Source organism: Pseudanabaena sp. CCNP1317 (genome assembly GCF_034931345.1).
GTDB classification, from domain to species: Bacteria; Cyanobacteriota; Cyanobacteriia; order Pseudanabaenales; family Pseudanabaenaceae; genus Pseudanabaena; species Pseudanabaena galeata.
Genome location: NZ_JAYGIF010000095.1, coordinates 41,785 through 63,392, shown reverse-complemented (window position 1 = coordinate 63,392; position 21,608 = coordinate 41,785). Strand labels below are relative to the sequence as shown.

Genomic DNA, 21,608 nt, shown 5'->3' with positions numbered 1-21,608 from the left:
TTTGTAAGAGAATGAGAAAGAAAGTTATGAAAATGCGATCGCTTAGTTGGAAAGTGTTGCTAGTTCTGATTTTAAGTGGAATAGTATTTTTGGGTCGCAGAGCTACTTATCACAACAATGCAGCATTAGGTCAAGCAACTCCATCAGCAAGTCCTAGACCCTTAAATTCTTCCCCCGAAATTTTTTCCCCAGAGGGTGGTGGACTGGGGGATCGCTTGCTAGGTGGTGTAATAACCAACGGATTTACCAAAGCACCAGCAGGATTGGAGGCTCGTCGGCGGGCTGGAGATTATTTTAATCGCAACCAATTGGAAGATGCACAATATGCGATCGAGCAATCCTACAGTGACGAGCATCGCTATTACAGTAATGAAAATATTAATCCTATCCCTATGAGCCTCAGTGTGGCTCAGACTGCTTTACTTCGCTCTGAGCGGATTACTGAGAGTGCAACTGCTTTAGTTTATCCCGTGATCTTCCCTGATCGCTTAGAGATACTACTGATACCATCATCTGGCAAACCAATTCGTAAAGTTGTCCGAGAAGCCAATGAATTAGATATTATGTCAGCGGCTGAAGATTTTGTGGGTAATATTCGTGATGTAAGTTCGATAGACTATTTACCCTCTGCTCAAACTCTATACGATTGGATAATTCGTCCAATTGATACTGATTTACAATCGGCTAATATCAAAACGCTGATCTTTGTAATGGATGGACCATTGCGGGCAATTCCGATCGCGGCTTTACATGATGGCAAAGACTTTTTAGTGCAGAAATATGCGATCGCGACTGTTCCATCTATGGGAATGGTAAATTTGCAATTGAGAGATCGCCGAAGCAACAGCATTCTGGTAATGGGTCTGACCGAAGCTATGCAAGGGTTGTCGGCACTACCTAGTGTCGAAGTGGAAGCTAATATAATCACCACACAAGTTTTACAAGGCGATGCTTTTCTTAACCAAAGCTTTACCGTTGAAAATATCAAGACCCAGCGAAAAAAGAAAAACTATGGCATCGTGCATCTAGCCACTCATGCCAAATTTGTGAGTAACACTATTAGTGGTGCATTCATTCAAATGTGGAATGAGCGGCTATATCTCGATCAACTTCAATCTTTCAATCTCGGTTTTGAACCAATTGAGATGCTGACACTGAGTGCTTGTCAGACTGCTGTCGGCAAAAATCTCGGTCTAGGTGGAGTCGCAGCGCAAAAAGGCGCAAAAAGTGTGCTTGCATCACTTTGGGTAGTAAGTGATGCTGGTACAGTACCATTGATGCTATCTTTTTATCGCAATTACCCCGATGCCCAAAGTAAGGCGATCGCCTTGCAACAAACTCAAGTCGCTCTACTAACAGGAGATGTAAGAATTGAGGGTAACCAGATCCAAAGAATTCCCAATTTACCAGAAGTTTCTCTCAATCAACTTAATCAAGAGATCGATCTGAAGCACCCATACTTTTGGGCTTCTTTTATCTTGGTTGGCAATTGGCTATAGTGTCTAGAACTCTAATCAAACAAAAAAAGGAGGTGCTATACACCTCCTTTTTTTTGTTTGATAGCTAGCTATAGCTTTCGCCATTCTTGTTAACGTCAGTTCGATATCGCCATTTGCGGCGTGCGAAGCACGCCGCAAATGGCGAAAAATGGTAAGAATCGCTTAGCGATTCTTACCATTTTTCGCTTTTGTCGAACTGGCGTTCTTGTTAGGGCTTAAAGCCCAAATAGTGTGAGGTAGCGCTTCGAGCTACCTCACACTATTTGGGCTTTGATTTAGGTGTCTATAGCTATAAAAGCTATATTTTACGGAGAGAGAGGGATTCGAACCCTCGTTAAAGTTACCCCTAAACAGCATTTCCAGTGCTGCGCCTTCAACCACTCGGCCATCTCTCCTCGCTTAACTAAACAAACAAATTTACTAGAATTTACCTGTTTAGTTGCGCGGTATTTAATCATAGCAAAACATGACACGTCTGCAAATTTTTTTGTAGGGTTTTGCTTTTTGATAAAAAAGCCTTGATTTCGTCGTAAGCGTGGTACTTGCAAAGGCTGATGTCAAGATATTCTTTCTCTTACCAAGTCCATTCTCTTTGACGGATGGCAGCACTTATAGCAATGCAAGGTTTGCTTAGGACATAAAACCCAAAAGATGAGTGGCGGCGCTTCGCGCCGCCACTCATCTTTTGGGTTTTGATTTGTCCTAGCTATCTCTTGCATTGCTATAGTCGATTTTATGCTCGGTGATAATCCTAATTCTTTCTGAATCTTTGTCTTGCTGTATTTTGTATCTATTGCTACTTTTTGAATTTGAAATTGCTGATGCTGACCTAATTATTTCTCGATCTTGGATCGAATGGGTTTAGCGATGGTTATGCTAGAGCCTAATCAAGCTAATGTCGGTAAATTATAGGGTTAAATATGGTGCAACTCGAACATATTGAGGCAATTGAAAAGCGCCTATGGGGTGCTGCTGACATATTGAGGTCTAACTCCAACTATGCCAGTAATGAGTATTTCATGCCTGTAATGGGATTGATCTTCCTGCGTCATGCCTTGCCTATAGTGATTATTTTGCACACTCATTAACCTTTAAAGGTTTGGAGAAAAAATCGAGCACGATTCGGCTTGCCAAGATGAATTTGGCGGTGCATGGGTTGGAGGGGGATATGCCAAAGGCGATTACTTATTATGAAGATCCCCATGAGTTGTGGGGTAAGGCTGATTTTGTGGCGTTGCACAAATGATGGGCGATTGAGACTTTGTTTGGTTGTTTTAAATCTCGTGGCTTTTGTTTGGAGGCGACTCACCTTCAAGCCCCTGAACGCCTTTCTAAACTTATTGCTTTACTCACCCTCGCTTTATGTTGGGCTTTTTCTTCAGGGCTTTGGCTTGCTCAGCTCAATCCCCTAAAACCTAGAAAGCACGGTCGCTTACCTAAGAGCATTTTTCGTCTTGGCTTTGATTTCCTGCGTCACTTCATCTTTGACATCCATCTCAATTCCGAGGCTTTCTTCAACTCCATTAAATTTTTGTCCTGTACTTAGGTTAATTTATAAAACCCAAAAGAGTAATGGCGGCGCTTCGCGCCGCCATTACTCTTTTGGGTTTTATAAATTAACCTTCAAACGAATCCAGATCTAATGCTGCGGAGCCTCCCTTCTCTAGCTCAATCAACATTTGTCCCAGTTGTCGCCAAACGAGAAGAGCAATACCGACGGTGAGAGGAATCGCAATGATATAGCCAAATAGAGTCGGAAAACCAAATACTTCTAGACCTGTTGACATAAAAACAGCAATACTGATAGTCATGCCTAGATAAGGGACTTTGATACTGGCACTCTTTAGCTCCAGCATGACGCGAGAGGACTTACTGCTTGACCAAATGTTAACCAAATTGCGTAAAGTTACTTCAAATGATCGACCGCAGGCGATTCCAGCTACAAGGGAAATAGCGAACAAAAAGTATGGTGGATCGGAAGGAAAATAGTAGTTCACAAGTGTATAAACGTTTAAAGTATATTTTTATATTAAGCTTAATCGTATAGCAAGGTACATGCTCCTATTTACCGATCAACAATTCTCATTGTAAGTAGATCACCATAATTAAACCCTAAAATCAGAAGCTGTGCCGTCCGCTACGCGGATGGCACAGCTTTCTAGGTTTCTAGCTTTAGTGTTTCAATATGGCAATTTTTATACTGCTGAGATACAGATAAGGTGTTTGTAGCAATTGCCGATTAAACAAGCCACAAGAAAAAAAAATAAAAGCGTTGCTTCGCAACGCTTTCATTTTTTTTTCTTGGTTTGGGTGTAAGTACCTTGTTCAGCTAATACTAATTCAACGTGAGTTCGATATAGCCATTTGCGGCGTGCTTCGCACGCCGCAAATGGCGAAAAATGGGAAGAATCGCTTAGCGATTCTTCCCATTTTTCGCTTTCGTCGAACTGACGTTAATTCACGCAAGTGTTGCAACACTCACGTTAAGTAAAAGAATTAAGTCAGACCAGTACTTCCAAAACCACCGATACCGCGATCGCTGGTTCCTAATTCTCCTTCAATATAAAGAGCTTGAATTACTGGTTTTAATACTAACTGAGCAACCTTCTGTCCTTTGGTGAAGGTATAGGCTTCCGTTCCCAAATTAATCACAATCACTTGAATCTCTCCACGATAGCCAGCATCAACTGTCCCTGGGGAATTGAGAACTGTAATCCCATGTTTGAGAGCAAGTCCACTTTTAGGACGCACTTGAATTTCGTAGCCAATGGGAATATCAACAGCTAAACCTGTAGGAATGGCTATGCGTTGATGTGGTTGCAATGTGATTTCAGCGACTGAATAAACATCAGCACCAGCGTCACCAATATGGGCATAGCTGGGAATTATGGCTTCAGGATGTAACTTTTGGAATTTGATTTCGACGGTTTGCATTGATTAGATGGGAGTGCTATATATATCAGAAATGATGGGCGGCACTTTGTGCCGCCCATCATTGGGTTTTAAAAGGTTAGAGTATTCGGATTTGAGGTCGGTTTGGTGGGTTCAGGAGCAGGCTCAATTGGATTAGGTACTGGTGATGGAGAAGGCGATGGCGATGGCTCGGTAGGACTAGCCGTAGGCGAAGGATCAGGCGATGGCAATGGTTCCGTTGGAGTTGGCGATAGTGTTGGGGTGGGAGTGACTGTGGGTGTGGGTGTGGGTGTCGGAGTTCGCGTGGGAGTTGGTTTTGGACGAATGGGCGCTTCTAACTGAACATCAAGTTTGTAGGTAGTTTCACTTGTACTAGTGGTTTTGATCTTGATATAGTACACACCATCTTTTTTCAGGCGACCTTGCCAATATCCCGTAGCATTGTCGATCGCTTTACGGTCGAGACTAACTTGATCGTCACTTTGGATCGTCATTTGTAAATCTGCACCAGTTAGAGAAACGGTAAGAAGCTCATCTTTTTCACCATTAAAACGGACATTGACAACTTGTCCAGCCACGATCTTATCGCTACTAAATCCTCGATTTAAGCCTTCATTCACGGACTTGAGTTCGAGGCTAGTATTAATGTTTGTCGCATTTGTCGCGTTTGGTGTAGCTGTGGGAGAAGCGATCGCCGACTCAGTGGGAGTTGTTGTAACTCGATTACGGCTAAAAAAGAAAGAAGTGACTGCCCATGAGCCAACGCCAGCCACTAAAACAATTAAAATTCCTAAAAACCAATTGACGGAACCATTACTATTTGACCGAACTGGTGCATTTTGAGTGCCATATGCAGGGTTGCGATTGCTAGCACCTGCAACAACTGTTTTCTGAGGAATATTGGCGACCACATTGGAAGGCACTTGCCGTCCTACTGCATAGGTCTTTGCACCTGAAAAAGAGGCTTGAGCAACTTGCAGAGCTTGCATTACCTCGTCGGCGGAACGATAGCGATTGGTGGGTTTGTAGCTCAACATTTGGTTGATTACCCTTGCAAAGGCAGGATTGACATTGGCAAACTGCTGCCAATTCCACGCTAAATTGATGCTATCAAAGAGTTCCGATGGCTCTTTGCCTGTCAGCAACACAATCGAAGTTACCGCAAGAGCATAGAGATCACTATTAGCATAGGCGCTTCCTGACTGCAATTGTTCGGGAGGCGCATAGCCCGCTTTACCTGCGACCGTTGAGGCAGGAATACCCATTTGCGAGTTGAGTTTGGCATTAGTTTCTTGGACAACACCAAAATCGATCAGCACAGGTAAATTATCCTGCGATCGCAACATTAGATTTTCAGGAGAAATATCGCGGTGAATGATGTTGTGGCTATGCAGATAGCTCAGCACAGGTAAAAGCTGCTGCATTAATGCAAAAATTTCATTCTCCGAGAATGTCTGTCCAACCTTGAGGCGATCGAGTAACAAATTACGATAGTTTTTGCCATCCACATAGTCTTGAACCAAGAGCAATCGCCCCTCAGACTCAAAGGTTGCCCGAAAATCTGGCACTTGAGGATGACGGATTTGATAAAGCACTGAGGCTTCACGGCGAAAAAGTTCTTTAGCTTTTTCGGTTACTTCTAGAGAATCTTGAGGCGGAATAAATTCTTTGAGTACGCAGGTTTCATTAAAGCGCTCTAAATCTTGTGCTAAGTATGTACGCCCCATACCACCCTGTCCAATCGTTGATCGGATTGCATAGCGACCTTTAAGTACAAAACCTTGAGGAAATGGGGGTTGCATAATTAATACCTCACCGCCATCGCACTACCCCGAATGATATATCTCGGTCCTTCAATATCAATTGATGTACCGACTTTAACCTTTTCATTGGCAAATACAGCCCCATCATTGGTAATTTGGGCTGTTGCTTCGAGGGTGATCGCTAGGTCAGACTGAGAAGTGGCGACAGCGCGAGGATCATCAAAATAAACGGCTGTACCATCAGCTTTGGCGGTGACAATTTTGGGAATTGAAATATCTACTTTTCTGATCGTGACTTCGCCGCGTGGTTGATTGCGGATAATAATTTTCACTTTGTCACCGACTTTGACAAGGTTTTGCGGCTCACTTGCACTTAAACCACGTACATTCATATCGACTTGGACTGTCTTATTTTCAGCAGATAGCACTTGAGCGATCGAACTGCCGCTATTGCCAGGGACGATGAGTAAGCCAATCAGGACAATCAGGATCGTCGCGATCGCGCCAATGTCCAGAATGCTTAATTTACCAAATAAACGACCTTGCCGATCTAGAAGTGCCATGCGTATTTTCAGGATGTAACGGTGGAGTAGAGTGTTAAAGGTTTGCTAAAGCGACAAAGCGCTTACAGCATTACAGTATAGCAATGGCTAAGACGGTTACAGTGATTTTTTGTGTGGCGCGGCTTCGCCGCGCCACACAAAATCTGGTTACTGTGCGTCCCTTCTTACTTACGGGGTAATGCGTTTAAAAGCTCTTCGGTAATAATTTCGGTCATGATGCGTGACATTTGGGGTAATAAGATCTCGTTAGTACGCTGAAAAGAGTCATTAAAAATCTGTGGCATCAGACTAATTGCCTTTTTGCCAGTTGACGACTTATAAAATCCGATAATGTCGCGCAATTCCGATTCGGTAAAATACTTGTCATAGATCGGATAGGAAACCTGTTCAATTAACTGATTGACATCAATTTTTTTGACCACGCGATCGCGATACTTAACCGCCATGCGTGAGACGATCTCACTAAATTGTTTTTGAATTTCTGGGCGATCGCTGTCGAGGGCAGGCGCATTTTTGAGGACTGCTGATACCAGATTCGGCAACTCGGAACGCACCATCGAATCCATGATCTGTTCAGCGTTTTTCGTGGATTCTGTAATTTCCAGTAACTCTTTGATCAAGGCTCGTTTTTCCTGAGAAATTATCGGCGCACTTGGTTTTACAGGCTTAGCGGGTTCACTACTCTCTTGAGGTGTTTGGGCGATCACTTGATGAGATGAGGGCAAGACTAAGGCAGTAGTAAGTAATGAGGACAGTGCAGCAGTTAGAAAAATGCGGTTTAGCATAATTTTTTTTAGTGTAATGAGGAAAAGCTTGTGGCGCACACACAGCCTGCGCCACAGGTTTTAGATCAGATGAGTTACTCATGAGGACATTTTTTCGAGATTATAGGTGAGTTTGTCAGCGATCGCTGTTACCCAATTTTCATCTTGCTTAGTATAGCTACGCGGAATATTTGCTCCTAAAATCATGACTCCTTTTTCGCCCAGAGGTTGCACGATTACGCCCTGAGTATTTTCGGGTAGATAGTCAAACTCCACCCGACCTGGATAAAGCTCCAATTTGACCAAATAAACTGGCTTTTGGGTTTTCATCACGCGCTCAGCGATCGCGCCAATATTTACCTGTTTGCTTTTGCCTAAAATGCCTCGGCGGAGAATAGTTTGGCGATCATAATAAATAGCTACCGCTTTTGTAACTGTATTGGTAAGTAAAATATGCGTTGCCCAAGCGAGTTCTGTTTTAACTGCCTCTGGTAGATTTCCATCTATTTCCAAGCCTTCTTCGCCTACTAAAATCACGGCTTCGGGCGGTTTGGGTTGCACTTGCTGCCATAACAATCCAATCAAAATCAAAACCGCACTTAATAAGACCCCCAAGGCATCAGCCCGTGACTGACTAGCAGTGAGGTTTGCCGTCACCATCCGATTAGCTAATAGTGCTAAGCCGCCCACTGTGCCCACCACAAGAGGCAAATACCGAATCATCATATATAAAACCAATAAAATCAGAGGTGATGCTTTGCATCACCTCTGATTTTATTGGTTTTAAAACAATTCTTGCCATGAAAAACTGATATCGGGAAAGGCCATCATAAAAAAATTATCATCTTTTTCATAACGCTGCATTTTCTTATATCCCTTTGCCGCAGGCTGCGAATATCCGAAAATCACCTGCTCATTGACATCAAATAACCTCATTTCGGGAATTCCCGCCGCCGCATACAAGGGCCTCTTGACTTCTCGATCATTAGCGATCGTGCTGTCCGCGACCTCAATAATTAATAAAATATCCGCAGGTATTGGTAAAGCCTCCACAACCTTTGCCTGAGATGCCTCAAGCCCTGTTTGGTCAATTGTTGGGTGACCGTGATTATATCTTCCAAAAGTTGTTTGAGAAGCTCTATAAGCAAGGTTTGCAAATGATTACCAAGCGCAAGAAAAACATAAAAAACTGTCTGGTCAAGTTGATTGATAAGATTTTGCTTCGCAAACGCGCAATTATTGAGTCCGTCGTTGTGAATTGGTATAACGGAATCTAGCTTGATATCCAGCCAAAAAAGAAGCACCCAAAAGGTGCTTGCTTCTTTTTTAGTATGCGTCTTGTAACTCGTAGAAGTCTGGTGTAACGTAATCCTTACGCATAGGATAGCCAATCCAGTCTTCAGGCATGAGAATCCGCTTGAGATTGGGATGCCCCTCGTAGATGATGCCGTACATATCGAAGGTTTCGCGCTCTTGCCAATCAGCAGTTTTCCAGATCCAATAGACCGATGGACAACGCGGATCGGTGCGCGGAAGAAATACCTTGATGCGGACTTCTTCGAGGCGATCGCTTTTATTAATGCCCTCATCGGTGAGCTTAGCGAGATGATACATACTCACTAAACTATCCCCAGCGCCAGCATCATAACCACATTGACACATCATGTAGTTAAAGCCATAGGCATAGAGAGCAGTCGAGAATGGTAATAAGAATTGGCGATCGATTTTGAGAATGGGAACGCCTTGCTTATCCAACCCCAAAAACTCATGCTCAAAGCCATTACTCGTTAGCCATTGCGAAACTGGGGCAGTTACCTCAGTCGTAGCTAAAGCCGCTTCTTGCTTTTCTGATTGATTATCTGCCAACGGTTTCTACCTCCTTCTGAGCCATTTGCAAAGCGGGCAGAGGAATGCCAGACTCAACTAATTCCTTAGGTGGAGCCATACGGCTAGGCATTTCTAGATATTGTCCAGTCAAAATTGGGCTAACTACCTTCATTTCATGCTTTACCGCATAGTAGCGATGAGTGCGATCAAGAGTAGCTCTTTCTTTAAATCCTTCAGTGCCGATTTTTTTACGCAACTTGATGATCGCGTCCATAATTGCTTCAGGACGAGGAGGACACCCTGGGATATACACATCAACGGGAATCAGCTTATCCACACCGCGCACTGTGGTGTAGGAATCGGTGCTAAACATGCCACCTGTGATCGTGCAAGCGCCCATGGCGATTACATATTTCGGTTCTTGCATTTGCTCATAGAGACGCACTAGCGCAGGAGCCATTTTCATGGTGACTGTCCCTGCGGTGATGATCAAGTCAGCTTGACGGGGGCTAGAACGGGGCAGTAGACCAAAGCGATCAAAGTCAAATCTGGAGCCAATCATGGCAGCAAACTCAATGAAGCAGCAGCTAGTACCGTAGAGCATCGGCCAGAGGCTAGACATTCTCGACCAGTTGTAAAGGTCGTTGAGGGTGGTCAAAACGACATTATTAGATAAGTCTTGGGTGACTTGTGGTGTAGCGGCGGGATTAATGAGGCGTTGTGTTTGTTCTTCGATGCTGAAGTCCAGACCAACGTTTTCGGATTTCATGACCATTCTAAGGCTCCTTTTCTCCAAGCGTAGACTAGACCTAATACAAGAATGCTAATAAAGATTAATGCTTCCACAAAAGCAAGTAATCCTAGTTTACTAAATGCGACTGCCCAAGGGTATAAAAATACCGTTTCTACGTCAAAGATAACGAAGGCGAGTGCAAACATATAATAACGAATATTAAACTGTATCCAAGCTCCCCCAATGGGTTCACAGCCAGACTCGTAGGTGGTACGACCTGCGGCTCCAGACTGTTTTGGGCTTAATAGAGCAGATAATGCTAGCCCCGATAGGGGGACAAGCGTACAAACGATGATGAATACCAGTAAGTATTCGTATCCGCTTAAAACCAAAATTTATTACCTCTTCAAGCTAGCTTGACTAAATTCTAATTTGTCACGGTCAGCTTTCGCGATCGCTTCAAATTAGGAGATCCTGACTACATTATATGGGTGTAGGGGTAGATGAAAATTTGTAACAGACTAGAAATTTTTCTATACATTGGCTTATATACTTGGATAAGGTCTCAGATTCTGTTGATTTGAGGCTTTAGCAGCGATCGCAGTTTTTGACTAGCCCGCAATTATCCCGTAATTATCGTAATTATATTTATTTATCCCAGCATATATTTCCATAATCGCTTTTATAGCGGTTTTCAAGCAAGCGAAGTACGGTTTTGTTTCCCCGCCTTCGGCGGGGAAACAAAACCGTACTTCACCAGACTGATAAACGCTATATAGCTGTTTTTATTACTATTTTAAAATTCATGCTAAGTTGCCTTCGCAGTTACCTAGCGTGAGTGATAACACTATTTTTATTTAAAAAAGTTTAGGAGAATCCATGAGTCAAGGTTTAGCAACGCTTTTGCGTGTAGGCACACAAAAATCACACTCCGCAGCAGAGAGTACAGATTTTATTAAATGTTTTTTAAAGGGTGTAGTTAACAAGACAGCCTATAGCAGACTAGTCGGCAACCTTTACTTTGTTTACAAAGCGATCGAAGCAGAGTTTGAAGTTCACAAAAATGATCCTGTTCTCAGCAAGCTCTACTACCGTGAATTGTGGCGTGAAAAGAGCCTAGAGCTCGATATGTTGTTTTACTTTGGCTCCAACTGGCGCGAAGCAGTAAAGCCTACTCCTGCTTGCGAAAAGTATCTTGCTCGTATCCGTGAGATTTCTGCTAATGACCCAGTATTGCTAGTTGCCCATGCCTATACTCGCTACATGGGTGACCTTTCTGGAGGTCAAATCCTCAAGAAAATTGCTAAGGAGTCGATGGGATTGACTGAAGGCGATGGCACTGCTTTCTATGAGTTTGATGACATTCGTAATCATGGCGAATTCAAAAAACGCTACCGTGAAGCTCTGGATACCTTGCCTGTAGATGCTGCTACTGCTGAGCGCATTGTAGATGAAGCCAATGCTTCATTTCATATGAACATGGCGATGTTCCGTGAGCTAGAAGGTAACTGGCTACTTGCTCTAACCAAGTTTGGCTGGAATTCTCTAGTCACAAAGATCAAGGGTGAACCCAAGAATACCTCTGTACGTCGCGAATCTAATGCTGCTAGCTAATTAACAACAATAAAAAAGGGGGCGCTTTGCGCCCCCTTTTTTATTGAAAGATTTGTCCGCGTCCTAACCATAGCTCTAGGAGCAAAATTAGAAACCCTAGCATTGCTAAGCGTCCATTCCAAACTTCGGCGGATTGGGTCATTCCCCATTCCCAACGCTCTTGAGGATAGAGTTTGGTATTTTTTTGAGGCTGAATTGTTTCGGCAAAGGCAATGGGGCGATCGCTTAAAGCTTTCATTACCACATCGGCTAAAGCTTGGATAAAAGTGGGGTCAGTGTCAGGGGCAGGAACTCGCGCAAAGGTTTCAATGCCAGCATGTTCAGCAATTTCACGATATTCCATATCGATTTCTTCGAGGGTTTCGATATGCTCTGATACAAAACTAATTGGAACTACGACTAGTTCCTTTACGCCCTGTGCAGCAAGTTCTTCGATCGCTACATCAGTGTATGGCTGTAACCATTCAACGGGACCAACACGACTTTGGTAGGCGAGCTTATAGGGATTGGAGCGATTGAGTTTTTGCATAATTAAAGCCGCGCAAGTTTCGATTTCCTTTTGATAGGGATCACCTGCTTCTTCGATATAGCTGACGGGTACACCGTGGGCGCTAAAGAAGATATATGCTGCGCTCGGATTTTTAACTTGATCGAGTTTAGTGGCAATCAGATTTGCCATCGCTTGCAAATAGCCTGAATTGTCATACCAAGAAGGTACAACTGTGTACTTGATTTTTTGTAGTTCTGGATCGTTTTTCCAGATGCGATCAAGTAGTCGGAAGCTAGAGCCTGTAGTACTAATTGAAAATTGTGGATACAAAGGCAAAACCACTAATTCTTCAATCTGATCGTGTTTGATTTGGGCGATCGCCTCTTCAGTGAAGGGATGCCAGTAGCGCATTCCCAAATACACATGGGCTTCATGACCATTTTGCTGAAGCTGCGATCGCAGGGCTTGAGCTTGAGCTTCAGTAATTCGCCGTAATGGTGAGCCGCCACCAATTTTTTTGTAATTCTCTTGAGATTTTTTTGCTCGTAGTGTCGAAATTAACCAAGCTAAAGGTGCTTGCAGTAATGGCGAAGGCAAGCGAATAATTTCTGGGTCAGCAAATAAGTTGTACAAAAAAGGGCGGACATCTTCTAATTTGTCTGGCCCGCCGAGGTTCAGCAGTAAAACGCCTAGTCGCCCCATATCAATCGCTATATCCCTTTATAATTTTAGATTTGTTATTAAGATCGAGTTTCATTAATTATAGCTAGGGTCAGGATCGTTATACCGTTTTGTGCTGATCTTAAATCTATGGTAATGAAAGTTTTACTTAGGGCTTAAAACTCAAATAAATGAAGACGACGCGAAGCGTCGTCTTCATTTATTTGAGTTTTTACTTGTCCTTCGTTGCTTCCTGATCTGATTTAACCATGCGATCGCTGCTTCGATACTCGTTACTTTTTCGCCTTCAGGCATGGCGGGACGCTGCACCATAATAATGGGAATTCCCAATTCCCTTGCGGCGACAATCTTGGCATAGGTAGCATTGCCGCCGCTATTTTTACTAACGATCGCCTGAATTCGATAGTCTCGCAATAATTGTCGTTCCTGCTCTAAACTAAATGGTCCGCGATCAAGCAGTACCTTGCTATTGGGTAATTCTAGTTCGGGTGGATCGATCGAGCGCATTAGATACCAGATATGCGGGCTGATATGTGATCGCTGCAAAAAAGGCTCTAGTTGTTGTCTCCCTGATGTAATAAATACTCGATTTACCGATTCAGGAATAGACCTTGCGGCGGCTTCTACACTTTCTACTTCGATCCAATTATCGCCATTTATTTTCTTCCATTGAGGACGAGTGAGCATTAGATAGGGAATATTAACTGAATGCGAAGCGATCGCGCCATTAATAGTTATTTGTCCCGCACAGGGATGGGTTGCATCAATGAGAACATCAATGGAATAGTCTTGTATATATCTAGCTAATCCTTCTGCGCCACCAAATCCACCAATACGAACTTGTCCAACTAGGGCGGCTGGCTTTTTAGTGCGGCCTGCGAGGGAGCTAATTACTTCTAATTTGGGATTAGTGGCGAGTTTTGCGGCGAGTTTCACGGCATCACCCGTGCCACCCAAAATGAGAATTTTCTGCATAATTAGAAATATTTAGACATTGTAGTTTGCTGGTTGCTGAGTCCGCGAGCCATATGTTACAGCATTTATTTAGTCTAGTAAGGTACAAAGGTTGGTTTCTACAAACCTTTGTACCTTACTGCGCCATAACCCTTTTCTCGACTGTACGCGATCGCCACTAGAAAGGAGTTTCAGTCAGTTTTGATTTCTATAGCAATGTAAGTTTTACTTAGGACATAAAACCCAAAAGATGAGTGGCGGCGCTTCGCACCGCCACTCATCTTTTGGGTTTTGATTTGTCCTATCTATCTCTTGCGTTCAAAAGACACAATGACCACGCCATTTTATCTTTTGGTATAAAACTGTTAGGATCAAATGCATAAGTACTTTGAAATTTGAAACTGGTTACTGTCGTGGATGCGATCGCCATTAGCTCTCTTACTCTCAATATTGTTTTGGGATTATTTATCCTGATGTATATATTTCGGATTATCATGACATGGTATCCCCAAATTCCTCTCAAGCAATTTCCCTATAGCGTGATTACATTCCCGACCGAACCTTTGCTATTTGTACTACGGAAGTTAATCCCCCCGATCGGCGGTATTGATATTTCCCCTGTGATTGGTGTTGGTATTTTTAGCCTCTTGCGCGAAATGTTACTTGGTCAGCAAGGTATTTTGACAATGATGCAATAGATTTACCGCAATTCTATAAATGTTGGCATAAGTCCTATAAGTCCTATCTGCTTTACTACTTAACACCAGAGATTTTTTAAAAGTGATTCCAGCACTTTTAAAAAATCTCTAGTTGTTTATTTGAACTTATAGCAATGTAAGTTTAGCTTAGGATATAAAACCCAAAAGATGAGCGGCGGTGCGAAGCGCCGCCACTCATCTTTTGGGTTTTGATTTGTCCTATCTATCTCTTGCGTTGCTATAGAGCATTGTAAAAGGTTATAACCATGACAATTAGTTATTAACTCCTAATGTAAAACTTAAAGAATGCATCTTTAATTTCATTGGAATCTATGCCTACACTTCTAGTCAAAAATATCCATACCTTAGTCACGATGGATCGGGATCGCCGAGAACTCCATAATGCAGCGATATTTGTGAGAGATAATGTGATTGAGCAGGTAGGACTCACCACCGAATTACCTCAAAATGCCGATGAAGTGTTGGACTTACATGGAAAACATATTGTCTTGCCAGGGCTAGTTAATACCCATCATCATTTCTATCAAGTTCTTACTAAAGTTATTCCCGCCGCTCAAAATTGCACTCTGTTTAATTGGTTGCAAACTCTCTACCCAATTTGGGGGAATCTCAATTCTGAAAGCATTTATATCAGCGCTCAGATGGCAGCCGCAGAATTAATTCTATCTGGTTGCACGACTGCTAGCGATCATCTTTATATCTATCCCAATGATTGTAAGTTGGATGATGAAATAGCAGGTATACAGGAAATTGGAATGCGATTTCATGCTAGTCGAGGTAGTATGAGCGTTGGCGAGAGTCAAGGTGGACTTCCACCCGATGCTTTAGTTGAGAAGGAAGCTGACATTCTCAAAGACTCGCAAAGATTAATTGAGCAGTATCACGATCCATCGCGTTTTTCTATGTTACGCATGACTCTTGCCCCCTGTTCGCCGTTTTCCGTATCCCCAGACTTGATGATCGAATCGGCAAAAATGGCGAGATCTTATACCAGTGTTAGATTGCATACCCATCTTGCCGAAAATAAGTCAGACGTAGACTACAGCCTTGCTAAATTTGGCAAGATCCCTGGAGATTATGCAGAGTCGGTGGGTTGGCTGGGTGATGATGTGTGGCATGCCCATTGTGTGAAATTGAGTGATGATTCGATCGCAAAATTTGGACGCACGGGTACGGGTGTGGCGCATTGTCCTTGTAGCAATACACGCCTAGGCAGTGGCATTGCCCCCATCAGAAAAATGCTAAATCATAATGTGCCAGTGGGTTTGGGTGTAGATGGTTCGGCTTCTAATGACACGGGCAATCTGTTGCAAGAGGCACGAACTGCTTTTTTACTAGCAAGGGTAAATGAGTGCGATCCCACATCAATGAGTGCTAGGGAGATATTGGAAGTAGCTACCCTTGGCGGCGCAAAGGTGTTGGGTCGGGATGATATTGGGGCGATCGCTCCTAATATGGCGGCGGATTTCATTGCGATCGATATTGAGCGATCGCAGTTTGCTGGCGCACATCACGATCTTGTATCTGCGCTGATTTTCTGTCCAGTGCCTTCAGTTGATTACAGTTTTATCAATGGTAAGAAAGTAGTTGATCGTGGTCAGCTAACAACCCTTGATTTGCCAATGCTAATCGAGAAGACCAACAAAATTGCTTGTCAACTTGTCAATAAATAATATAGCAATGCAAGAGATAGATAGGACAAATCAAAACCAAAAAGATGAGTGGCGGCGCAAAGCGCCGCCACTCATCTTTTTGGTTTTATGTCCTAATCAAAACTTACATTGCTATAAATAATCAAAAAGTAATCAAAAAGGTTGCGAAGTGACCTTTTTGATTACTTAGAGAGGTGGCAAAGATTAATTTTAAAAATTCCTTAAAAAAAAGTTGACTAAATGCGATCACTATCTGCTATATTATGAAAGCTGAAAAGCAAGGGCGCTTAGCTCAGTTGGTAGAGCGTCTCGTTTACACCGAGAATGTCGGGGGTTCGAGTCCCTCAGCGCCCATTGAAAAATTTCCATTAAAAGAAATCTTCTATAAAACAACAAAGCGTCTATGCGGTTTTATTTCTTTATGGCTCTGTTTTTTAAGTTACAAAAGTGTGACGAAATTTTTGCGAATTGGTGCTGATGTGATTGTTATTTGCTTTACTTTTTTCAAAAACATTTTCACACAAACATTTACATAATTTTAAAAATACGATAATATCCTTAAATTATAGTTATTTGATATGTCGAAAAAATTTTTGAGCCAATAAAAGGTTATTAGAAAGTTATATAAAGTAATATTTTTTTAATAGATCAGGTAGAATCTGATAGTAGCTTAAGAGCCAGAATCTATATGTTGTTTAAGTCATACAAAAATATTCTGCCAGCTTCGGTTGCCTTCATCGGGGGGATAGTATTTATTGTCGGTCAACCAGAATTTGCGCTAGCAAATCATCAAGCAGAATATACACCAACGGAACGTCCTAGACCAAAACGAACTCAAGGCGGCGGATCACGCTTAACCCTGCAAGTTACTCCACCTTCCTTTAAATTACAACCTTCACAAAACATCGTTTTGTAAGTTGTACTTTTATCTAGTTCAAGATAACCATTGATTTTTTTAACTTCATTATCAACAGTTATTGAGTGATTTGCAGTTAAGCAGCAGAAAAAGTTAAATCTTTAACCTTTACCTTCCCATGTACATTAGTTCATCTACAGGATATAAGGAAACCGCAATAATGCTTAATCTCCCAAAAAGAAGGACACGTTATACGTGTCCTTCTTTTTGGGAGATTAAGCATTATTGCTTGCAATACATTGAATTAAAAAAATTTATCGCAAAACACGAGATGGCGTAGCAATTGTGTGTTTAAATCCATCTCTGCGTTAGTTTGTCAACTCACAAAAGTGTGGCGACACTTTTGTGAGTTGACATTAGGCGGCTTGCGACAAAGAGCTTGCATACATCAAAACATTAATTTGATAGGATCAGTGCGATTTGATTTTAGTCTTGAAACTTAGCAACTCTGACCTAACTTTAGACTGTAATTCCAATTCACAAAAGTGTGGTAATACTTTTGTGAATTAAAAAACAAACCGAGTAAGGGTTTTAAAAACACAAAATGGTTATGCCATTTTGTGTTTTGGTATAACTCATGCGGGAATTACGACAAAAAAGTTAGGCTTAAGGGAGCAAGTGCCATTAAACTCCTTGAGATGATCGCTATTAAAACCTTAAAGTCAAACTGGGAAAAATTACCACTTAGATTTCAACAGTGGGGCGGTTTTTTCCTGTCTAGTGGCAGTATCTACCTGCTAGTATTTGGACTGCGTTGGTTGGGCTGGTTACAACCAAGCGAATGGGCTGCATTTGATCTATACATGCAAGTTCGACCTGCGGAGCCAGTAGATGAAAGAATTATTATCGTTGGTGTCCAAGAATCAGATATTCGCTATCTAGGCAATTGGCCTGCATCTGATCGCATCCTCGCCCAGATTTTAAGGAAAATACGCGATCAACAACCCAAAGTGATTGGCTTAGATTTGTATCGGGATATTCCTGTGGGAGAGGGTTACGCAGAGTTAGAACAGATATTCAAAACCACTCCTAATTTGATTGGCATTGAAAAAAGTATTGGCGATCGCTTTAGTACAGCTATCGATCCACCACCTGCTTTAAAAGCTTTGGGGCAGGTAGCTGCAAATGATGTAATTGTTGATCCTGACGGTAGATTGCGCCGCGCCTTATTGTATCCGATGCCTGAGGGTAATGAGGGTTTACCAAGTTTAGGTTTAGCGATCGCCCTAACATATTTAAAAGAGAAAGGGATAGAACCTAAGTCTTCAGAATCTGGCTACCTACAGATTGGTTCAACGATTTTTCAGCCCTTAGAAGATACGGATGGTGGATATATTCGTGTTGATGCTGGTGGATATCAAGTTCTGATGAACTATCATGGCTCCTCTCAAAAGTTTCGCTATATTTCCCTTGAAGATATTTTAGAAAATCGCATTGATCCTCAGCTAATGCGCGATCGCATTGTCCTAATTGGGCCTCAAGCCGCAAGTCTCAATGATGTTTTTTACACACCCTACAGCAGTAATTTTATAACTTCACCTGCTCAAATGTCGGGAGTGGAGTTTCAGGCAAATATTGTCAAACTAATTTTGGGAGCAGTTCTCGATAATCGTCCTCTGTTTAGGATTTGGTCAAATATTTGGGAGGAGATCTGGATAGCTGGTTGGGCAATGACTGGAGCCGCGATTATTTGGATATTTTCGACTCGGCGCTTAATTTTTTTAACTGGTACGTTGATTTTATGTATGGGGGGACTTGTTATTGGCAGCTATGTCCTATTTTTGTCGGGGTGGTGGATACCGATCGCACCTGCTCTATTTACTTATATCGGCTCCATGTTAGTGATGCAGAGCTATATGTATGTTTCTCGACTACAAGAACTGAATTCAGCACTTTCCGATTCGATTGAACTGCTTGCCCATGATGCTTCCCATGATGCTTTAACGGGTTTACCCAATCGCAATCTATTTATGGATCGTGTAGAACATGCGATCAAGTATAGTAAACGCCATTCTAGTTATTTGTTTGCCATCTTTTTTATTGACTTGGATCGTTTCAAAATGATTAACGATAGTCTCGGTCATAATGTTGGCGATCTGTTTTTGCAGGCGATCTCTGAGATTTTGCAAGGTTGCTTGCGCTCCATTGATACAGTTGCTCGCCTTGGGGGAGATGAATTTACTATTCTCGTTGATGACATTCAAGATGTGGGCGAAGCCCTGATGGTAGCCGATCGCATTCTCAACAAATTCCTTTCGCCCGTCATCATCAAAGGCGAAGCAATTTTCCCAAGTGCAAGCATAGGCATTGTGATCAGTACACCTGATTATGACAATTGTGTTGATCTGCTTAGGGACGCTGATATTGCCATGTATCGCGCTAAATCCTCAGGGAAAGGACGTTATATTCTCTTCGATCAGGAAATGTACGAACAGACCCTCAGATTAACACAGCTAGAAAGTGAACTCCATTATGCCCTTGAGCATCAGGAATTTGAGCTTTACTATCAGCCAATAGTCTCTTTAGAAACGGATAAGTTGTCAGGATTTGAAGCACTCATTCGATGGAAGAATCCCAAACGTGGTTTTATTTCTCCCATCGAGTTTATTCCCCTTGCCGAAGATACAGGGCTGATTGTGGCAGTCGGTGATTGGGTCTTAAAAGAAGCATGTAACCAACTAAAAGTTTGGTTACATAAGTTCCCAGAAGCCGCAAATTTAAAGATGAGCATTAATTTAGCTAGCCATCAAATTCGTGAACCAGATTTGCTAGAGAAGCTTGATGCCATTCTGTCGGAAACTGGTATTGATGGCTGTTCCATTCGTTTAGAAATTACGGAAAGCACTCTGATGGATCAAGGAGAACAAACAATCAATAAATTAGCTCAATTAAGGGCAAGAAATATTCAATTGAGTATTGATGATTTTGGACAAGGATATTCTTCCCTTAGCTATTTACATCGTTTCCCAATTAACATTCTCAAAATAGATCGTGCTTTTGTGGATCAAATGACGGATGGCGGCGAGAATATTGAAATCGTGAGGACGATTACGATGTTGGCGCATACCTTGAATATGAGTGTGGTTGCTGAAGGTGTAGAGACACAACAGCAGGTTGAAATTTTAAAAAAATTAGGTTGTGAGTTTGGACAAGGATACCTATTCTCGCGACCTTTAACTGCGCCTGCCGCAGAACAGGCGATCGCTAATAGTGTTAATGCGATCGCAATTTCCCCAACAATAGAGTAATTAACTGATGTTACGAAGATCTGAAGTTATTTGAGAAATATCTTCACAATTTCCATTGTGGAGGTTAACATAGCTGTAACTTTTAGATCAATCTCATGACAGTAGTACCAACGGTTCGCACTCACCGATTGACAAAACAGTTTGATAATCACGTTGCAGTCAATCACATCGATTTGCAGATTGATCGCGGCGAAGTCTATGGACTGATTGGTCCCAATGGAGCAGGTAAGACCACCTTAATTCGGATGTTGGCTGCTGCCGAGGAACCCACCGCAGGAGAAATTTATATTAATGGAGCGCGTTTTTTGCGTGGTCAAAATAATCCTGAGCTGAAGCGGCAATTGGGGTATTTGCCAGATGACTTTCCACTTTACGACGACCTAACCGTATGGGATTATCTAGATTACTTTGCACGTTTGTACTTTTTGAGAGATGCACAGCGATCGCAAAGATTGTACGAAGTGATTGAGTTAGTGGAGCTAGAACAGAAAAAGAATGAACTAATTGCCACACTCTCAAGAGGAATGAAACAGCGTCTCAGCCTAGCACGTAGCATTATTCATAATCCCACGTTGCTATTGCTTGATGAGCCTGTATCAGGACTTGATCCCTTAGCGCGAGTGCAGGTTCGCAATATTATCAAGTCTCTACAACGGCAGGGAATGACGATTTTAATTTCATCTCATATTTTGAGTGATCTCGCAGAAATTTGTACATCAATTGGGATTATGGAGCTAGGTCGTTTAGTTGAAAGCTCGCGACTGCAAGCTCTATATGATCGCAGTAACCAAGATCGACAACAGATTCTGATCTCGACTTTAGGCAAAATTGAAGATCTTGAAATAGTTTTGAAGCGATCGGAATTTGTACAGGAAGTAGAAGTTTTAGCTGATGTTGCTATGGTAAGAATTCAGTTTGCGGGTACTCTTGAAGACTGTGCTTCCCTACTTAAATATCTCATTGATGCAGATGTCCCTATAATCAATTTTCATCGCACTCAGGAAACCTTAGAAAACATTTTCTTAAAACTAGGCTATAAGCAAACCAGCTAAATCTAAACACGAATTGTTTCTAGGTAGCTAGGCATAAGTAAACTAAAAAACCAGAAGCTGTCCCGCCCGCTACGCAGGCGGGACAGCTTTCTAGTTTTAGGTTTTAATTATGGTGAGCTACTTATAGCAAAGTAATGAGTTGTAACTGTATGTAGGTAGTGCTGCCCAGCACTGCCATGATAAATCCTTTCCCTTTTATAGCAATGTAAGTTTTGCTTAG

At 42.3% G+C, this 21,608-nt stretch carries 19 protein-coding genes, 2 tRNA genes and 2 pseudogenes; 10 read left to right on the top strand and 13 right to left on the bottom strand.

All coding sequences use genetic code 11. The annotated features are described in order from the left end of the window. Positions 1–11 precede the first annotated feature (11 nt). Positions 12–1,499: a CHAT domain-containing protein gene (locus VB775_RS16080; RefSeq protein WP_281007716.1), complete on the top strand. Its 1,488-nt coding sequence runs from the start codon at positions 12–14 to the stop codon at positions 1,497–1,499. 308 nt (positions 1,500–1,807) lie between these two features. Here the strand turns inward: VB775_RS16080 and VB775_RS16075 are convergent. Next, positions 1,808–1,894, bottom strand: a tRNA-Ser gene (locus VB775_RS16075). Between the two features lie 525 nt (positions 1,895–2,419). Between VB775_RS16075 and VB775_RS26525 the strand changes: the two are divergent. Next, positions 2,420–2,730: pseudogene (locus VB775_RS26525) on the top strand (type I restriction-modification system subunit M N-terminal domain-containing protein); the annotation flags it as partial. A 385-nt stretch (positions 2,731–3,115) separates the two neighbouring features. Here the strand turns inward: VB775_RS26525 and VB775_RS16055 are convergent. The 7 genes from VB775_RS16055 to VB775_RS16025 all read right to left on the bottom strand — a co-directional run bounded on the left by VB775_RS16055 (position 3,116) and on the right by VB775_RS16025 (position 8,555). Continuing rightward, on the bottom strand, positions 3,116–3,496 hold the full coding sequence (locus VB775_RS16055; protein WP_281007719.1) for a hypothetical protein: 381 nt from the start codon (positions 3,494–3,496) through the stop codon (positions 3,116–3,118). A gap of 499 nt (positions 3,497–3,995) precedes the next feature. Then, a complete protein-coding gene (gene dut, locus VB775_RS16050; RefSeq protein WP_281007720.1) occupies positions 3,996–4,433 on the bottom strand; it encodes a dUTP diphosphatase in 438 nt (145 codons plus the stop codon). A gap of 68 nt (positions 4,434–4,501) precedes the next feature. Then, a complete protein-coding gene (locus tag VB775_RS16045) occupies positions 4,502–6,214 on the bottom strand; it encodes a serine/threonine-protein kinase (protein WP_281007721.1) in 1,713 nt (570 codons plus the stop codon). A gap of 2 nt (positions 6,215–6,216) precedes the next feature. Continuing rightward, a complete protein-coding gene (locus tag VB775_RS16040) occupies positions 6,217–6,738 on the bottom strand; it encodes a DUF4330 domain-containing protein (protein ID WP_281007722.1) in 522 nt (173 codons plus the stop codon). A gap of 164 nt (positions 6,739–6,902) precedes the next feature. Further along, the gene (locus tag VB775_RS16035) at positions 6,903–7,523 is read right to left on the bottom strand and encodes a DUF2059 domain-containing protein (RefSeq protein ID WP_281007723.1); all 621 of its coding nucleotides are present in this window, start codon (positions 7,521–7,523) and stop codon (positions 6,903–6,905) included. 78 nt (positions 7,524–7,601) lie between these two features. Beyond that, positions 7,602–8,225 (bottom strand): cofactor assembly of complex C subunit B, encoded by a 624-nt coding sequence (locus VB775_RS16030; RefSeq protein WP_281009356.1) that lies wholly within the window; start codon positions 8,223–8,225, stop codon positions 7,602–7,604. Positions 8,226–8,285: 60 nt separating this feature from the next. Next, positions 8,286–8,555, bottom strand: a complete 270-nt coding sequence (locus tag VB775_RS16025) for a Uma2 family endonuclease (RefSeq protein WP_281007724.1) — start codon at positions 8,553–8,555, stop codon at positions 8,286–8,288. Between the two features lie 44 nt (positions 8,556–8,599). Between VB775_RS16025 and VB775_RS16020 the strand changes: the two are divergent. After that, a pseudogene (locus VB775_RS16020) lies at positions 8,600–8,779 on the top strand (transposase); the annotation flags it as partial. A gap of 49 nt (positions 8,780–8,828) precedes the next feature. On the opposite strand, the gene VB775_RS16015 reads toward VB775_RS16020, so the two are convergent. Genes VB775_RS16015 through ndhC form a run of 3 tightly spaced genes read right to left on the bottom strand, consistent with a single transcriptional unit; the run spans position 8,829 to position 10,457 of the window. Then, positions 8,829–9,368 carry an NAD(P)H-quinone oxidoreductase subunit J gene (locus VB775_RS16015; RefSeq protein ID WP_281007725.1) on the bottom strand — a complete coding sequence of 180 codons (540 nt, stop codon included), beginning with the start codon at positions 9,366–9,368 and terminating at the stop codon, positions 8,829–8,831. Then, positions 9,358–10,098, bottom strand: coding sequence for an NADH dehydrogenase subunit K (locus tag VB775_RS16010; RefSeq protein ID WP_094533116.1), 741 nt, complete (start codon positions 10,096–10,098; stop codon positions 9,358–9,360). Before VB775_RS16010 ends, VB775_RS16015 begins: the two co-directional genes overlap by 11 nt. Beyond that, positions 10,095–10,457 (bottom strand): NADH-quinone oxidoreductase subunit A, encoded by a 363-nt coding sequence (ndhC, locus tag VB775_RS16005; protein ID WP_094533114.1) that lies wholly within the window; start codon positions 10,455–10,457, stop codon positions 10,095–10,097. The genes VB775_RS16010 and ndhC overlap by 4 nt, the downstream gene beginning before the upstream one ends. Positions 10,458–10,941: 484 nt before the next feature. On the opposite strand from ndhC, the gene VB775_RS16000 reads away from it, so the two are divergent. Then, on the top strand, positions 10,942–11,676 hold the full coding sequence (locus VB775_RS16000; protein ID WP_281007726.1) for a heme oxygenase (biliverdin-producing): 735 nt from the start codon (positions 10,942–10,944) through the stop codon (positions 11,674–11,676). Between the two features lie 40 nt (positions 11,677–11,716). Here the strand turns inward: VB775_RS16000 and hemH are convergent, their stop codons facing one another. Both hemH and VB775_RS15990 read right to left on the bottom strand, forming a co-directional pair. Beyond that, positions 11,717–12,868: a ferrochelatase gene (hemH, locus tag VB775_RS15995; protein WP_281007727.1), complete on the bottom strand. Its 1,152-nt coding sequence runs from the start codon at positions 12,866–12,868 to the stop codon at positions 11,717–11,719. Between the two features lie 174 nt (positions 12,869–13,042). After that, positions 13,043–13,822, bottom strand: coding sequence for a cobalt-precorrin-6A reductase (locus tag VB775_RS15990; RefSeq protein WP_281007728.1), 780 nt, complete (start codon positions 13,820–13,822; stop codon positions 13,043–13,045). Positions 13,823–14,214: 392 nt separating this feature from the next. Here VB775_RS15990 and VB775_RS15985 point away from each other — a divergent pair, with 392 nt between their 5' ends. The 6 genes from VB775_RS15985 to VB775_RS15960 all read left to right on the top strand — a co-directional run bounded on the left by VB775_RS15985 (position 14,215) and on the right by VB775_RS15960 (position 21,388). After that, positions 14,215–14,499, top strand: coding sequence for a YggT family protein (locus VB775_RS15985; RefSeq protein WP_281009357.1), 285 nt, complete (start codon positions 14,215–14,217; stop codon positions 14,497–14,499). Positions 14,500–14,831: 332 nt separating this feature from the next. Further along, a complete protein-coding gene (locus VB775_RS15980; RefSeq protein ID WP_281007729.1) occupies positions 14,832–16,193 on the top strand; it encodes an 8-oxoguanine deaminase in 1,362 nt (453 codons plus the stop codon). A gap of 260 nt (positions 16,194–16,453) precedes the next feature. Further along, positions 16,454–16,526, top strand: a tRNA-Val gene (locus VB775_RS15975). Between the two features lie 334 nt (positions 16,527–16,860). Next, positions 16,861–17,088, top strand: coding sequence for a hypothetical protein (locus VB775_RS15970; RefSeq protein WP_281007730.1), 228 nt, complete (start codon positions 16,861–16,863; stop codon positions 17,086–17,088). Between the two features lie 638 nt (positions 17,089–17,726). Next, positions 17,727–20,336, top strand: coding sequence for an EAL domain-containing protein (locus tag VB775_RS15965; protein ID WP_281007731.1), 2,610 nt, complete (start codon positions 17,727–17,729; stop codon positions 20,334–20,336). Between the two features lie 95 nt (positions 20,337–20,431). Next, positions 20,432–21,388: an ABC transporter ATP-binding protein gene (locus VB775_RS15960; RefSeq protein ID WP_281007732.1), complete on the top strand. Its 957-nt coding sequence runs from the start codon at positions 20,432–20,434 to the stop codon at positions 21,386–21,388. Positions 21,389–21,608: the final 220 nt, after the last annotated feature.